This is a genomic window from Acinetobacter sp. UBA6526, assembly GCF_002434875.1.
Classification (GTDB): Bacteria; Pseudomonadota; Gammaproteobacteria; order Pseudomonadales; family Moraxellaceae; genus Acinetobacter; species Acinetobacter venetianus.
Genome location: NZ_DJLC01000068.1, coordinates 1 through 14,783 on the forward strand (window position 1 = coordinate 1; position 14,783 = coordinate 14,783).

The 14,783-nt window shown below is 39.7% G+C and carries 13 protein-coding genes and 3 pseudogenes; 7 read left to right on the forward strand and 9 right to left on the reverse strand.

Features of this window, described 5'->3' with window-relative positions:
- Positions 1-189 (forward strand): annotated as a pseudogene (locus B4237_RS04615) (UDP-N-acetylmuramate:L-alanyl-gamma-D-glutamyl-meso-diaminopimelate ligase); the annotation flags it as partial.
- A 246-nt stretch (positions 190-435) separates the two neighbouring features.
- Here B4237_RS04615 and B4237_RS04620 read toward each other — a convergent pair.
- Genes B4237_RS04620 through B4237_RS04635 form a run of 4 tightly spaced genes read right to left on the reverse strand, consistent with a single transcriptional unit; the run spans position 436 to position 4,260 of the window.
- On the reverse strand, positions 436-1,179 hold the full coding sequence (locus B4237_RS04620; protein WP_278595868.1) for an SDR family oxidoreductase: 744 nt from the start codon (positions 1,177-1,179) through the stop codon (positions 436-438).
- A 19-nt stretch (positions 1,180-1,198) separates the two neighbouring features.
- On the reverse strand, positions 1,199-1,897 hold the full coding sequence (locus tag B4237_RS04625) for a histidine phosphatase family protein (protein ID WP_278595867.1): 699 nt from the start codon (positions 1,895-1,897) through the stop codon (positions 1,199-1,201).
- Positions 1,894-3,015 (reverse strand): phosphotransferase family protein, encoded by a 1,122-nt coding sequence (locus tag B4237_RS04630; protein WP_286941819.1) that lies wholly within the window; start codon positions 3,013-3,015, stop codon positions 1,894-1,896. The genes B4237_RS04625 and B4237_RS04630 overlap by 4 nt, the downstream gene beginning before the upstream one ends.
- A 12-nt stretch (positions 3,016-3,027) precedes the next feature.
- Positions 3,028-4,260, reverse strand: coding sequence for an acyl-CoA dehydrogenase family protein (locus B4237_RS04635; protein ID WP_278595879.1), 1,233 nt, complete (start codon positions 4,258-4,260; stop codon positions 3,028-3,030).
- A 105-nt stretch (positions 4,261-4,365) separates the two neighbouring features.
- Here B4237_RS04635 and B4237_RS04640 point away from each other — a divergent pair, with 105 nt between their 5' ends.
- A complete protein-coding gene (locus tag B4237_RS04640) occupies positions 4,366-5,301 on the forward strand; it encodes a LysR family transcriptional regulator (RefSeq protein ID WP_278595865.1) in 936 nt (311 codons plus the stop codon).
- Between the two features lie 38 nt (positions 5,302-5,339).
- Here the strand turns inward: B4237_RS04640 and B4237_RS04645 are convergent, their stop codons facing one another.
- Positions 5,340-6,536, reverse strand: a complete 1,197-nt coding sequence (locus B4237_RS04645) for a low temperature requirement protein A (RefSeq protein WP_286941822.1) — start codon at positions 6,534-6,536, stop codon at positions 5,340-5,342.
- Between the two features lie 391 nt (positions 6,537-6,927).
- Between B4237_RS04645 and B4237_RS04650 the strand changes: the two genes are divergently transcribed.
- The 4 genes from B4237_RS04650 to B4237_RS04665 all read left to right on the forward strand — a co-directional run bounded on the left by B4237_RS04650 (position 6,928) and on the right by B4237_RS04665 (position 10,644).
- On the forward strand, positions 6,928-7,881 hold the full coding sequence (locus B4237_RS04650; protein WP_007482166.1) for a TerC family protein: 954 nt from the start codon (positions 6,928-6,930) through the stop codon (positions 7,879-7,881).
- A gap of 200 nt (positions 7,882-8,081) precedes the next feature.
- A complete protein-coding gene (guaD, locus tag B4237_RS04655) occupies positions 8,082-9,398 on the forward strand; it encodes a guanine deaminase (protein WP_286941825.1) in 1,317 nt (438 codons plus the stop codon).
- Positions 9,399-9,623: 225 nt separating this feature from the next.
- A complete protein-coding gene (gene hpt, locus B4237_RS04660; protein ID WP_023012778.1) occupies positions 9,624-10,154 on the forward strand; it encodes a hypoxanthine phosphoribosyltransferase in 531 nt (176 codons plus the stop codon).
- Between the two features lie 238 nt (positions 10,155-10,392).
- The gene (locus B4237_RS04665; RefSeq protein WP_004882229.1) at positions 10,393-10,644 is read left to right on the forward strand and encodes a GlsB/YeaQ/YmgE family stress response membrane protein; all 252 of its coding nucleotides are present in this window, start codon (positions 10,393-10,395) and stop codon (positions 10,642-10,644) included.
- Positions 10,645-10,693: 49 nt separating this feature from the next.
- On the opposite strand, the gene B4237_RS04670 is transcribed toward B4237_RS04665, so the two are convergent.
- Positions 10,694-11,392: a DsbC family protein gene (locus B4237_RS04670; RefSeq protein ID WP_004882231.1), complete on the reverse strand. Its 699-nt coding sequence runs from the start codon at positions 11,390-11,392 to the stop codon at positions 10,694-10,696.
- Between the two features lie 439 nt (positions 11,393-11,831).
- On the opposite strand from B4237_RS04670, the gene B4237_RS04675 reads away from it, so the two are divergent.
- The gene (locus tag B4237_RS04675; RefSeq protein WP_278595863.1) at positions 11,832-13,010 is read left to right on the forward strand and encodes a PilT/PilU family type 4a pilus ATPase; all 1,179 of its coding nucleotides are present in this window, start codon (positions 11,832-11,834) and stop codon (positions 13,008-13,010) included.
- A 49-nt stretch (positions 13,011-13,059) separates the two neighbouring features.
- Here B4237_RS04675 and B4237_RS17700 read toward each other — a convergent pair.
- The 3 genes and pseudogenes from B4237_RS17700 to trmE all read right to left on the reverse strand — a co-directional run.
- Positions 13,060-13,871: pseudogene (locus tag B4237_RS17700) on the reverse strand (DUF2310 family Zn-ribbon-containing protein).
- Between the two features lie 77 nt (positions 13,872-13,948).
- Positions 13,949-14,251: a hypothetical protein gene (locus B4237_RS04690; protein ID WP_278595878.1), complete on the reverse strand. Its 303-nt coding sequence runs from the start codon at positions 14,249-14,251 to the stop codon at positions 13,949-13,951.
- 227 nt (positions 14,252-14,478) lie between these two features.
- Positions 14,479-14,783, reverse strand: a pseudogene (gene trmE, locus B4237_RS04695) (tRNA uridine-5-carboxymethylaminomethyl(34) synthesis GTPase MnmE); the annotation flags it as partial.

Genomic DNA, 14,783 nt, shown 5'->3' on the forward strand with positions numbered 1-14,783 from the left:
CCTGAAGGCTTGGATTGGGATTTACAGCCTGTCATCTCTGCATCATCAAACAAAGCCGAAGTCAGTCGTTCACTGGATGAGATCATTGCTCGTGTAGTCAATGAAGCAGGTGAGGGTGACGCTGTGGTGATCATGTCGAATGGTGGTTTTGGTGGATTGCACCAAAAGTTGATTACAGCGTTGTCGTAATCTAGCCCATAGTTCACTTTTATAACCTAATCCTGTCGCGGTATTCACTATCGTCACAGGCGGCATGGATGCCGCCCGTTGGACTGTGGTATAGGGATATACCATCAGTCCAACAAAAGATTTTTGTTACTTTTCATCTTTGAAAAGTAAGGAAACGCCTCTACACAAACATGTTAATGATTCAGCCTATATGAGGCTGTGAAATCTTGCTAATTAGAGATATCTCCAATCCATTTTAAATGGCAATTAACTCAATTTATTCACAAGTTTCAAAGGCAAAATCTTCATTGCAATGCCCATTGGCAGCCACGGCCACTGCGGCACATAAGCTTTCACAGGTTCTTTCTCAATCGCTTTCACCAACGCCTTAGAACCTGTTTTCTCATCCACCTCAAACGGTAACTTCTTCGCACCTTCATTTAACTCAGTACGAATATAGCCTGGGAAAATCGTCGAGACTTTGATTGGTGTATGCAACAACTCGGCACGAATCCCTTCTGCCAAATGCGCGACAGCTGCTTTACTCGCAGCATAAGTCGATAAATGCTTTGGCAAGCCACGCATCGCACTCATCGAAGAAATGACTACCAAGTGCCCTTTGTTTTGTGCTCGAAAAATTTCAACTGCCGCTTCACACTGCGCCAACGCCGAAATAAAGTTGGTTTCCGCTGTAGCACGATTTACGTCAAAATGACCTTTACCAATACGGCGACCGTCACCTACACCCGCATTGACAATAATGCGATCAATACTGCCAAATTCTTGCTGAAAAGCTTTAAAAACCGTAAAAACATCATCGTAATGAGTCACATCAAGCGTCTTAATCTTGACCTGAATAGAAAACTGACTTTGCAGCTCTTGTTGTAATGCTTCTAAACGTTCCAACCGTCGTGCACACAACGCCAGATTGTAGCCTTTGGCAGCAAACTCTCTTGCCATACCTGCACCTAAACCTGAACTTGCACCTGTAATTAAAATTGTCTTTGCCATGCCTGCCACCTATTTTTATTTAAATCCATGTTAAAAGTTCAGCATCACGTGTTTTTAAATAATGATGCTCATTAAAGCTGAGTAATTGCAAACGACCATCTACCCAACGCAGTGTTGTGACGCTAGCGTTAGCAATCGACCAATTCAACGCAAAAATCTGTTTCGCATTCAGCCCCAAGACTTTGCCCACAGCCACAGAAATGACTCCACCTGAGCTAAATACTACGGCTTGCTTGTATCCTGTTACATCAATGTTGGCACAAAGGTTTTGCAAAGCCGTTTCGACGCGGGTCTGAAAGGCTAACCATGTTTCATGATATTCATGGTCATATTGCTCTCCAATCCAGCGGTCAATCGCGCCATCAAAAATTTTAGCCAGATAGGCACGTGGATTGGTAACTTGAGCGACATCTTGCTTCAATAATTCAGGTTGATTAAAACGCGGCTCGTACTGAGCAAACACATGCTGATGATCAAACTCATTCCAAGCAGACTCTATTTGCACCACAATGTCTTGAAAACTCTGAGCCAAAGCCAACTGCGCGGTTTGTTGATGACGCTGCATTGACCCTGCAATCACAAGCGGAGTATGTTTTAGTGTTGATTGAAAGAAATCACCCACCACCTGTGCTTGCTGCTCACCTTTGGCAGATAGTTGATCATAGCTTGCAGCTCCAAACGAGGCTTGCCCATGTCGCACTAAATAAATCGTGCTCATCGTTTTAAAATATCCTGTAATTTTGCTGCATATTCAGGGATCAACTGCTGTGCTTCTACATTATTTTCTGCGATGAGTTTTAATGCTCGAATATGTAAAGCATGGATCAGAATCCAAAAATCTTTAAAAGCTGGATTATCGGTTTGCTGATGGTAATAACGATAATAAATTTGCTGAGCAATCACGGCTAAACGGAATAAACCAAACACTTCATAAAATGCCCAGTTGTCAGGCTTCAACCCTGTTTTTGCCAAATAGTAATCGACCACTTGCTGACGTGTCAGCATGCCTCTTAGATTGGTAGGTTGACGGCGGCTGGATTTCATCAGTGCGTCATCGTCATCTTGAATCCAGTAGGCGAGGGCACTGCCCAAATCCATTAAGGGATCACCCAACGTTGCCATTTCCCAATCCAATACACCAATCACTTTCATTGGCTGCTGTGGATCTAAAATAACATTATCAAAGCGCCAATCATTATGAATCACACAAGTTTTAGAGTCGGTAGGGATGTACTCTTGTAGCCACTGACGTACAAAAGCAAAATCAGGCACATTCGGCGTTAATGCTTTTTGATAACGTGTATCCCAGCCTTCAACCTGACGGCGGCAATAACCTTCGCCCTTGCCAAGTTTTTCCAGATCTGTACCTTGATAAGGCACTTGATGCAATTCAATCAATTTATCCAAAACATTGAGACAAAGCTGCTGCACCTGTGGCTCATCCAGTTGTAATTCTTTAGGCAAATTGGCACGTGGAATAATGCCCTCAATTCGCTTCATCACATAGAAATCACAGCCAATGACATGTTCGTCTTGGCACAATGCAAGCATTTCAGGCAGGACAGGGTAGAATGGTGCAAGATGTTTCTGCACGTTGTATTCACGTACCATGTCATGTGCTGATTTGGCCTTAGTTCCCTTAGGAGGACGACGCAAAATCAAATCGACATTGTCATATTCAAGACGATAGGTCCAATTCGATGCGCCTCCTGAATATTGGGTTACCTGTGCTTGACCTTGCAAGATGATACTCTGATCTTTCAACCACCTTTCAACCGCCGAAATATCCAGTTCTTCACCGTGACGAACTTGCCCACCCACATCAATTACTGTCATTTGCTTATATCCTTATCCGCGACCATAACCACGTTTTTTTAACTCTAATTTAGCAATCATGCCTTTATGCACTTCGTCAGGTCCATCGGCTAAACGTAAACTACGCGCTTGATTAAAGAATGCGGTCAGTGGAGTATCTCGTGACACACCCTCACCACCGTGAATCTGAATCGCCATATCGACGACATTTTGCAACACAGTTGGCGCAACCACTTTGATCGCTGAAATCTCGGTTAACGCCGCCATATTCCCCAAAGTATCCATCTTGTAAGCTGCATACAGGGTCAATAACCGAGCTTGGTCGATTTGCACGCGTGCTTCAGCGACACGTTCCAAGTTACCCCCGAGTTTAAGAATTTCTTTCCCAAAGGCTTTACGTGACATGCCTCGATCAATCATCAACTCTAGCGCTTTTTCTGCTGCGCCTATACAACGCATACAGTGATGAATACGTCCAGGTCCTAAACGCCCTTGGGCAATCTCAAAACCTTGTCCTGCACCGCCGATAAAGTTACTGACAGGCACACGTACATTGTCAAAATTGACCTGCCCATGACCATGTGGTGCATCGTAATCCCCAAAAACTGGAAGCATTCGCTCAATGCTGACACCTTGTGTATCAATGGGTACCAGTACCATTGAATGTTGATGATGACGATCTTTGCTTGGATCTGGCGTATAGGCCATGAAAATAATCACTTTGGCATTTGGATCACCTAAACCTGACGACCACCATTTACGACCATTCAGGACGATTTCATCACCATCAATCACAGCCGTTGCTTGCATATTGGTGGCATCACTCGATGCAACCGCAGGTTCAGTCATACAGAACACTGAACGAATTTCAGCATTCAACAGCGGATGCAACCATTGTTGTTTCTGCGCTTCACTACCATAGCGCCATAACACTTCCATATTGCCGCTATCGGGTGCATTACAGTTAAAAACGGTCGGCGCAAGTAAGCTGCGTCCTGTGAGTTCGGCAATATGTGCGTATTCCTGCACAGATAAACCTGCGCCGAGTTCCGCATCAGGCAAAAACATATTCCATAAGCCAGCTGCTTTGGCTTTCGCTTTGAGTTGTTCAAGTTGTGCTGGCCATTGCCATTTGGTCCAATCACCATCGACATTTAAACGATGTGTTTCATCCCAAAATGCTTTTTCTATTGGTTCTATTTCTTGTTGAATAAAGGTTTGTGTTCGTGCAATAAAATCCTGTGCGCGTTCGGATAATGCAAACATCATCATTTCCCTCAATGTAAAATGTGGCGAATATTGATTCGCTGCTTTACATCACCATAAGTGAAAATTTATTATGAATGAAATGATTTAATTTTATTCAAAACTATGAATCAGATTCATAATAGTCATCCACTCGAAGTGGGCAATTTTCATCGTATTGATATTAATTTATACCCACTTTTCATCGCGATTTTTGAACAAAAAAGCATTTCCAAAGCGGCGCAATTACTCTGTATCAGCCAATCTGCGGTTAGCCATGCATTACAGCGATTACGTACACAACTACAAGATGAACTGTTTGTTCGCAGCGGACAAAAAATGCTGCCAACGCCGTATGCTGAGCAAATTTATCAACCGATTCAAAATGCGCTGCTCACGATTCAGAATATTGCAATTCCACAGCAAGACTTTGTACCAAGCATGCTGCAAAGCATTAAAATTGCCATACATGATGAAATTGAACCAATTATTTTTCCGCAATTAGTTCATCATTTCAGCCAACTCAATCTTGATATTCAATTTCTGAGTTCTAAGTTGGATCGTAAAAATATGCTGGCTGATTTATCAGCTCAACAAATTGATTTTGTAATTGATCTGGTGCAACCGTATCAAGCCAATTTACAGTTTGAAAACTTAATTGATGATCATTTTGTGGTGTGTACACAGCAAATGCAGATGGATTTATCACACTATCTCTCCGCACCACATATCGGTGTATCATCAAGGCGCACAGGCTTATTGCTTGAAGATATTTATCTCAATCGTCAGCAACTGTCGCGGCAAATTTTCTTGCGTTGTCAGCATTATTCCACTGCGCTACAAGTGCTTGCTCAATACCCCGATGCAATTCTGACCATTCCACATAGTATTCTTAAACATCTGCATTATGCAGAAAATTTAAATATTCATCCGCTACCCATCGAATTACCTAAAATTAAGATGGGCATGTACTGGCATGACACCGTTCGGCACAATCCTCGCCATCAGTTTCTTCGAAACGAAATTTTGAAAGTTTTTGAGCCAACCAATTTAGCGCATTAAAACGCTAAACTTGGTTTTAGTTCGAATGAAGAAGAGCTTTAATGCGTTGTAATGCTTAGCTCATCATCACAATTCATCAAATACACTTTAGAAATTATCAGGCGAAGAATATAGATAACTGCCATTGCAAAAACGATATAGCCAATATCAGCAAATAAAAAAGGAATCGAAAACAGGATCAATACAGTAATTGGATAAACCCAACGCCCCCATCCTGATAAATAAAACGCCTCATAAAACAGCCAAATATAAGTACTATATATCGCCAAACTGGCCGCAATAATTAATCCCATCATTTGGCTTGAAATATGTGCATTTTGTGTTGAAACATCAACCGCGGCAGCTAAAGCAGCACCTAATACAGCAATACTGATAAAGATAAAAAAGTGGCCATAGCCCCATAAAAACGGCTGCACACCACGGCGTTGATGGTGATGATGACTACGATCAAAATAGACCCACCACATCGCAAACATCATCAATAAACCGCCAATAATTAAAAATACTTCTTGATAATTGATCACACGATTCGAAAAGGCTTCCTGTGTAGCGGCAAAACTGCCAATAATGGATTCGCCTAATACAATAATGGTCAGTAGCCCATAACGTTCGACAATATGATGTGGATGCCATGGCGTGGCGGCATGCTTTTCCGCATAAAAAGGAACGGCTAATTCAAAAAAGACCAGTATAAGAAATAACCACGTGGTCATGTGAATAGAGCTAAAATTACCAACCAGCCAACCTAACTGAACCAACACTATACCGATTGCATAACGATAAGCAGTCACTTTGCGCTCGGGATCATGCTTTGCCACACGTATCCATTGAGTGACTAAAGCCAATCGCATAATCACATAACCAATGATAATCACATCGAAATTGTGTTGTTGAAAAACGGCTGGAATCCCAGCTGCCATCACTAATGACCCCGCGATTTGCACAAAAGTAAGACAACGATAAAGCGTGTCATCATTGTCATACGCGGAAGCAAACCACGTAAAATTCATCCATGCCCACCACAGAGCAAAAAACACCATACAATAGGTCGGCAGAGCATGCCATAAGTGCCCTTCAATCATGGCATGATGTAGTTGCTGCCCAGCAGTCGCAATGGCAACAACAAAAATAAGGTCAAATAAAAGCTCTAACGGGGTAGCAGCACGATGTGCTTCTTCAGGGTCACGAGGGGCAAACAATTTCAGGGGTTTATTTAGTATTTTTTCAACACTCATTTCTTATTTCTCAAAACAAAATAAAGCTCTTCAGGTATAACTTAATCGATCTGGGCTGTTTTACCTATTGTCCTGATCATACAAAAATCATGTTTAAAATTTATGCGTTGAACATTTGCTTAAATCACTTATTTGTGTAATTCTACGCACATATTTGGATGTCACCATCCATACAGAATTTGTTGACAAGGGGAGTAGCCTCCTCCAAACCTAAGAGATCCAATACTTAGGTGTCAGAGCTTCGTCATTACACTTTGCAAAAAGTCGGACTCTGAGCATCACAATCATTTGTGATGTAGGCAAGACCTTGATCATGTTGAAACAGATGTATTAATTCATCTGGCAACTGGTCAAGGTTTTTTTATGTCCATTTGCCAGATAGGGAGTTGTGATGGAAACTATCGGCAATTTATGGCTGTATGTTGCGTTCTTTGGCATTGTCATTGTCATGCTATTGATCGACTTTTTAGGCTTTAAACAAAAGCAAAACCAAGATGTTCCAATTAAGCAGGCGGCGTATTGGAGTATTGCTTGGGTCACAGTTGCCATGCTCTTTGGCGGTGGTTTGTGGTTCTACCTCCAGCAAACACTGGGTGCGACCATAGCGAACCAAAAAACCATGGAATACTTCGCAGGTTATCTACTCGAAAAATCACTTGCGATTGATAACGTCTTTGTTTGGCTGATGATTTTCGCTGCATTTGCGATTCCACCCGCGCTACAACGTAAAATTTTACTTTACGGCGTACTTGGGGCAATCATTCTAAGAACTATCTTTATCTTTATCGGCGCTTGGTTTGTTCAAGAGTTTTCTTGGGTGCTGTATATCTTCGGCGCATTCTTGGTCTATACAGGCTTTAAGTTCCTCAAAGGACAAGATGAAGAAACCAATATCGAAGATATTAAATTGTTGAAATGGCTACGCAAACATATGCGTATTACGCCAAAACTAGAAGGCAATAAATTCTTCATTCGCCAAAATGGTGTACTTTGGGCAACGCCTTTATTCTTGGTATTAATCCTTGTTGAAGCTTCAGATGTAATTTTTGCTGTTGACTCCATCCCTGCGATTTTTGCTGTTACCAGTGACCCGTTTATTGTTTTAACCGCAAACTTAATGGCGATCTTGGGTCTCCGTGCAATGTTCTTCTTGCTCGCAGGTGCAGCAACCAAGATGCATTATTTACCGTATGGTTTGGGGATTATCTTATTGTTCATCGGTGCGAAAATGTTATTGCTCGATGTGTTCCACATGCCGATTTGGATTTCACTCGGTTTTATTGTCCTTGTGCTCAGTATTACGGCTTATCTCTCTATACGTCATAACAAGCGTCAAGCGCAATAATCACAAAGCATTTAAAAAAGGGTCTTCAATGAAGGCCCTTTTTTATGTGTTGATCAATCATTCAACCCGAAATCAAATGAATTGATTTAAATAATGACTCACATTTATACACGTTTTAAGCACTTAAAATAGGCGAATAATCCAGTAACTTTGGCAAAATCAGGTACAATCAACCGAAAAAAGTAAAATTGTAGGTTGTTATGACTTTGGCTACTCCTATCACGGTGATTCGTGGTCGCTTCTTAGATATTCAAAACACTGTTTCTCAAGCCGCTGAAATTACCGATCAAGTTCGCTATCTCGAAGATGGTATCATGATCACTGAACAAGGTAAGATTCGTTGGTTTGGCGCTTGGGAAGATGCTCAGTCTGAACTACCTACAAACGTTGAAATTCAGCATTATCCAGATCAATTGATCATTCCTGGCATGATTGATACGCATATCCATTTTCCACAAACTGAAATGGTCGGTGCATACGGCGAACAGCTGCTCAGTTGGTTAAATACATATACCTTTCCAACAGAAATCCAATTTCAAGACAAAGCTTATGCGCAAGAAATCGCTAAATTTTTTGTGAATGAATTACTCAAAAATGGAACAACAACCGCACTGGTATTCTGTACGGTTCATCCAGAATCAGTCGATGCCCTGTTTGAAGCTGCACAACAGCACCAAATGCGTTTAATCGCAGGTAAAGTGATGATGGATCGTCATGCACCTGAAGCGCTGTGTGATACCGCAGCAAGCGCTTACGACGACTCTAAAGCACTGATTGAGAAGTGGCATGGTCAAGGACGTGCCTTGTATGCAATTACACCTCGTTTTGCACCTACCTCAACCCCAGAACAACTCAAAAAAGCAGGGCAGCTCAAAGCACAATTCCCAGATGTCTATGTGCACACCCATTTAAGTGAAAATAAAGATGAAATCGCTTGGGTGAAAGATTTATTCCCCGAACAAAAAGGCTATCTCGATGTCTATCACCATTATGGCTTAACTGGACAACGTTCGGTCTTCGCACATTGCATTCATTTGGAAGATGCTGAATGGCAGTGCATGCATGATACGGACTCAGCAATCGCATTCTGTCCGACCTCAAACTTATTCCTAGGCAGCGGTTTATTTCCATTGAAAAAGACTTGGGAGCAAAAAGTTAAAGTTGGCTTGGGTACAGATATTGGGGCAGGGACGTCTTTCAGTCTCTTACAAACGGTAAATGAGGCTTATAAAGTCCAGCAACTGCAAGGGGACAAACTCTCTGCTTTTGAATCCTTATATCATGCCACTTTAGGTGGCGCGAAAGCCTTAGACTTAGATGATAAGTTAGGGAACTTTAATATCGGTAAAGAAGCTGATTTTGTAGTGCTCAACCTCAAAGCAACAGCTTTGCAACAACTGCGTCAGTCACGCTCAAAGTCGATTGATGATAGCTTATTTGCACTATTTACCATGGGTGATGACCGTAATATTGAGGCAACTTATATTTATGGACAAAAAGCATATAGTGCCCACTAAACAAACGTCCAAACAAAGACTTGAGTGGGTGTTGTTGGTTTTAGGCTGTGCTGTTCTTTTGAAACGTGACAGCCGTCAGCCGAAAAATGATACATTTTCTGCACCATCAAAAGGTGCATGAAATGTGATTTTGTTTTAAAATTCTCACATTAACTCAAGATTTCGAGGTGTTGCTGGTCAACACCTTTTTTATTTTTCCTGTTTTTAAGTTTTAGGACTCCATCGATGACTGTTGCAATGCGCGTAATGATTTCCAGTGAAGAGATCCAAGCCAAAGTGAAAGAACTCGGCGATAAAATCAACGCACACTATGCTCAAAGTGATAAAGAACTGGTATTGATTGGCTTATTGCGCGGTTCAGTCATTTTCATGGCAGATTTGTGTCGTGCCATTGAAAAACCACATGAACTCGATTTTATGACTGTATCTAGCTATGTAAACGGTACAACTGTTTCTTCACGTGATGTTAAAATTTTAAAAGATCTTGATGGTCAAATTCGAGGTAAAGATGTTCTCGTCGTTGAAGATATTATCGATTCAGGACGGACATTAAGTAAAGTGATGGAAATTCTGCAAACCCGTAATCCAAATTCAATTGAATTATGTACCTTGGTCAGCAAACCATCACGCCGTGAAATTAATTTAGATGTAAAATTTCTTGGTTTTGAAGTTGAAGACCGCTTTATCGTTGGTTACGGCCTCGACTTTGATCAAAAATATCGTCATCTACCATTTATTGGTGAGATTGGTCTTTGAGGGCTTTTGACATCTCTCGCAAATTGAATCTTTAAATAAATTTTTGGGGTTTATATTTTGCTAAGATGTCAGTTGTAATCAAGGTGCTGCAAAGCACCTTTTTTTGTTGGAAAAGTTATTTAACTTGACTCAAGTTGCACAAAAATACGACATAAGTGGAAAATCCACTACAGACAAAAGTAAGCTCTATCAAGCAGGATAACAATAAATACCATTGTGAAAACAAGGAGAAAAGACAATGTGGTCTCTAATTGTGGCAATTGTAGTTGGTTTTTTTGCGGGCTTAATTGCACGTGCTTTACATCCTGGAGATGATAAAGCAGGTTTCATCGTAACAACCTTATTAGGGATAGCTGGTTCATTACTTGCCACCTATGGTGGTCGATTACTCGGTTTATATGGAGAGAATTCAGCGGCTGGTTTTATTGCGTCAGTCATCGGTGCCGTTATTATTCTATTTATCTACAACCTTGTAACCAAGAAAAGTTAATCTCAGTAAAACTCCCAATTCATCGTTAATCAATGAATTGGGAGAATTTTTATAATTCTAATTCTTTCCAAATCATTTGGATTTCTTCAGCACTACGACCACCGACCATTTTTAAGCCATTGCCAAAAATTAAGGTTGGTGTGCCTTGTACCCCCAATTTACGACCTAATTCTAAGTTACGATCAATTGGATTTGCACAAGTTTTGGCTTTGGGCTGAACATTTTTTTGCAATAGATTCTTCCATGCATATGCAGGATTTGCTTCACACCAAACTTGTTTAGACACGGCAATTGACTGTGTTTTTAATGGATAAATGAAGGTGTAAATAGTGACATCATTTAGCTTATCTAGCTCTGCCTCTAGTTTTTTACAATACGGGCAATTAGGGTCAGAGAAAATTGCCAATTGTCTTTTGCCATTGCCTTTCACTGTTTTAATGGCATCTTTGAGAGGAAGTTGCTTCCAATCAATTGAATTCTGCTTTAACACTAAATCTTTAGTCAGATTCTTTTGATCTTTAAGACGAACCATTGATCCGATGAACATATGCTCGGCATTTTCATCTAAATAAATGATCTGATTATCGAGATTGGCACTATATAAACCAGACATTTCAGTAGGCTGAATATTGGTAACTTGAATATTGGGATATTGTTTACTCAAATTGCTTTTTAATGTTTCCACATTTGCAAAGCTGAAAGCAGAGACGCAGCCTAACAGTGAAAAAATCCCAATTTTCTTTAACATGACGCAAACTCAATTTTAAAATCAGCGGCTATTGTAATCACTCAGATTTATTGAGGCTGCAAAGCTTACGGAGTCACAACCAAAATCAAACCAATCGCCCCATGTTTCACGTGGAACGTTCTATTCATTTCAATCAATTTGATGGAGTTCTCAAGTTAAAGCATATTTTAAGTAAAAAGCTGACAATTTTTATCACATCACATTGAAATTATTACTATAAATTTAAAACCAAGTAGATCGTACAGTTGATCTTTGGAATAATCTCATCGAAATTAAATCATCTCTCTAAACCAAAGATTCATAGCAGCGTAATCACCAATTTTGTCATATTGCGCTGCTTCATTTTTAAGAAACAAGGATATGTTCTCTTAAATCTGTGTTTTTAGTTTCATCCAACTTAATTGCAATTCTAAATGCTTTAAATAATCTGGGTATATCAATGTACAATGCTGAATTATTAGAAGAAGCCAAAACCTTTATGTTCCATATGCTCACTAAAGTTGTGGAATATGGTGGCTCTGATTTATTTATAACCGCTGATTTTCCGCCGAGTATTAAATTACAAGGATTAATGCGACCTTTGGGGCAGCAGGCTCTAACAGCTGATAAAACCAAATTATTTGCTTATAGTTTAATGAATGAAAAGCAAAGACAAGAATTTGAAAATGAATGGGAATGTAATTTCGCCATTAATGTTCCCAATGTTTCACGTTTCCGCGTCAATGTATTCAAACAACAACTTCAAATCGGGATGGTCATTCGTACCATTACCTCTGAAATTCCAACCTTTCAAAAGCTAAAACTACCTGACTCACTTAAAAATGTGATCATGGAAAAACGTGGTTTAGTGCTGGTCGTTGGTGGTACTGGCTCAGGTAAGTCAACCTCTTTAGCAGCCATGATTGATCATCGCAATGAGAATTCAGCAGGCCATATCATCACCGTTGAAGACCCTGTTGAATATGTACACAAACACAAAAAATCGATGATTACGCATCGTGAGGTTGGCGTTGATTGCCACTCATGGCATCACGCTTTGAAAAACACCTTACGCCAAGCGCCTGATGTCATTCTGATTGGAGAGATCCGCGATACTGAAACCATGGAACATGCGATTGCTTTTGCGGAAACAGGACATCTCTGTTTAGGGACTTTACACGCAAATAATGCCAACCAAGCCTTAGACCGTATTATTAACTTCTTCCCAGAAGAGCGCCGTAATCAATTGCTGATGGATTTATCATCCAATATGAAAGCCATTATTTCACAGCGCTTAGTTCGTACTGAGGATGGTAAAGGTCGTCGTGCAGCAATTGAGATTCTACTCAATACACCATTGATTGCAGATAATATTCTAAAAGGACAATTCCATGTGCTTAAAGAAATTATGAGCAAATCACGTGAATTGGGTATGCAAACGTTTGATCAGGCCCTATTTGATCTCTATAACGAAGGCGCGATTAGCTATGATGAGGCGCTGCGAAATGCAGATTCAGTCAATGAATTACGCTTACAAATCAAATTGAAAAGTAACCGCCAAGAGGGTGTACCTCCCGCTGCAACTGCACTCAACATGGTAAAGGAAGAAGAAAAAGCTGAAGAGCAAGAAGAGGCTTAAATATAAAAAGGCGTAGGTTTGAGTAAAATCTACGCTTGTTTATAAATTTTCATTTGATTTTAAAACCACGCCATTCACCAATCACAGCATGTCGTTCATTTTCATAAGAGACAGCAAGGTGAGATACTAAACGGCATTGATCACATTGGAATGCAAAATGATGAAACTCATTAGAGTTTAATCCTGTACTCCAATTTTGACCACAAGATGGGCAGAGCCGTGTATCTTCATTTTTCCTGCGTCCCCAATAACATTGAAGATAATAATAGGTAGCTATACCAGTCACTTCTTCAACATATTTACAAATTTTTTGACCAGCTTTTGACAATTAATTATCTGGGGTTGCCAATTGTTTATAGGCTACTTTTTCCAAAGCACCACTATTTATCCAAGCTTGATCACAGTTTTTATATTCTTGTTGCCAAAAATATATTTCTTCTCGTTGTTGATGCTCCCCGAAAGAAGAAAAATCGGAATTGGGTGACCGTTATCCCCCCGACATACGGGTGATTGCCAATCATCCATATGAGTATAGAGATAAAGGAAACTAACATTTTTCCAATGGGTATTTTGTTCTGGAACATCATCATCAATACATTCCCATGATGGTTCGCAACTAAAGAACTCAATAACGCGTTTCAGTCGTTCAATGCCATATTTGCAATGATATTCTTTCAGATTTGCATTAATACCTTGCAAATGAATATACGAACACATTAGTCCATCTTGTACGATTAAAAAATTCTCACCGCATACCTGTCGATTATGAAATAAAGAGGAAATATAATCTTCGACTATCCATTCTGCATCCTCTCGACTTGTTTTTGTAATGGGTCCAAAAATTACTTTATAAGCAATCATTTCTAACTCATTAACTAAACTCTATCCCAAAGATGGATTTATTTAGATACTTTATAAAATAAATCTGTTGTTATAAATTAAGCATCTATTGTAAATTTCTTTTTTAAAGCATGCCAATAACTAGAAAGTTTTTTCTTCAAACTGATAATAAACTCTTTAAAACCAACTTCCTTTTTATCTTGTTGCTTTAATCGCTCTTGCAAACGCTTTTCTTTTTCTTGAATTTCAGCCAGTCTTTTATCCTTGGCTTCTTGCTCTTCCTTTAATTTATCTGCCACTGTTTTACCAACACCCTTACATGGCTTAGATTGAAAGACTACTGTTCCATTTTCACGGCATTGATAAATCTCTGTTTTAGAATTAGTGAATGTTGAAAACATCAAGAAGCATGTCCCTAAAATCAAATGATTCAATGTATATAACCTAATATTCATAAAGTTTTATTAGTTTCCAAATTATTGTTTTAAATTATATTAATCAAAATTAAAAAGTAAATTAAAATTATTAATATTATATAAATTAAAAAAACCAGTTTCAGTTTAAATAAAAAGCACTAAAAGAAATTTCCTTTAATGCTTATAATGTTAAGCTTCTAAATTATTTAAATTTATTTACCAATACAAAATGAACCAAAAATCTTCCCTAATAGATCATCAGCACTGAAATCACCTGTAATTTCGCCCAAGGCATTTTGTGCCAAACGCAATGATTCAGCGACCAGCTCACCCGCGTTAAATACAACGAGTTGCTCACGTGCCTCTGCTAAATAACGCTGAGTACGCTTCATTGCGTCTAAATGACGAGTTCTCGCAATAAAGGTGTCTTCCTCAGGCTGAAAGCCTGCATGCGCTGTAATCGCATCTATAAGCGCCTGAACACCCATATCCTGTTTAGCAGACACACTGATATGAC

Coding starts and splice junctions, on each gene's coding strand:
- hpt (WP_023012778.1), top strand. CDS start 9,624: ATGACTGTTGCAATGCGCGTAATGATTTCCAGTGAAGAGATCCAAGCC.
- B4237_RS04630 (WP_286941819.1), bottom strand. CDS start 3,015: ATGACAGTAATTGATGTGGGTGGGCAAGTTCGTCACGGTGAAGAACTG.
- B4237_RS04690 (WP_278595878.1), bottom strand. CDS start 14,251: ATGTTTTCAACATTCACTAATTCTAAAACAGAGATTTATCAATGCCGT.
- B4237_RS04625 (WP_278595867.1), bottom strand. CDS start 1,897: ATGAGCACGATTTATTTAGTGCGACATGGGCAAGCCTCGTTTGGAGCT.
- B4237_RS04670 (WP_004882231.1), bottom strand. CDS start 11,392: ATGTTAAAGAAAATTGGGATTTTTTCACTGTTAGGCTGCGTCTCTGCT.
- B4237_RS04640 (WP_278595865.1), top strand. CDS start 4,366: ATGAATCAGATTCATAATAGTCATCCACTCGAAGTGGGCAATTTTCAT.
- B4237_RS04675 (WP_278595863.1), top strand. CDS start 11,832: ATGTACAATGCTGAATTATTAGAAGAAGCCAAAACCTTTATGTTCCAT.
- B4237_RS04650 (WP_007482166.1), top strand. CDS start 6,928: ATGGAAACTATCGGCAATTTATGGCTGTATGTTGCGTTCTTTGGCATT.
- guaD (WP_286941825.1), top strand. CDS start 8,082: ATGACTTTGGCTACTCCTATCACGGTGATTCGTGGTCGCTTCTTAGAT.
- B4237_RS04620 (WP_278595868.1), bottom strand. CDS start 1,179: ATGGCAAAGACAATTTTAATTACAGGTGCAAGTTCAGGTTTAGGTGCA.
- B4237_RS04665 (WP_004882229.1), top strand. CDS start 10,393: ATGTGGTCTCTAATTGTGGCAATTGTAGTTGGTTTTTTTGCGGGCTTA.
- B4237_RS04645 (WP_286941822.1), bottom strand. CDS start 6,536: ATGAGTGTTGAAAAAATACTAAATAAACCCCTGAAATTGTTTGCCCCT.
- B4237_RS04635 (WP_278595879.1), bottom strand. CDS start 4,260: ATGTTTGCATTATCCGAACGCGCACAGGATTTTATTGCACGAACACAA.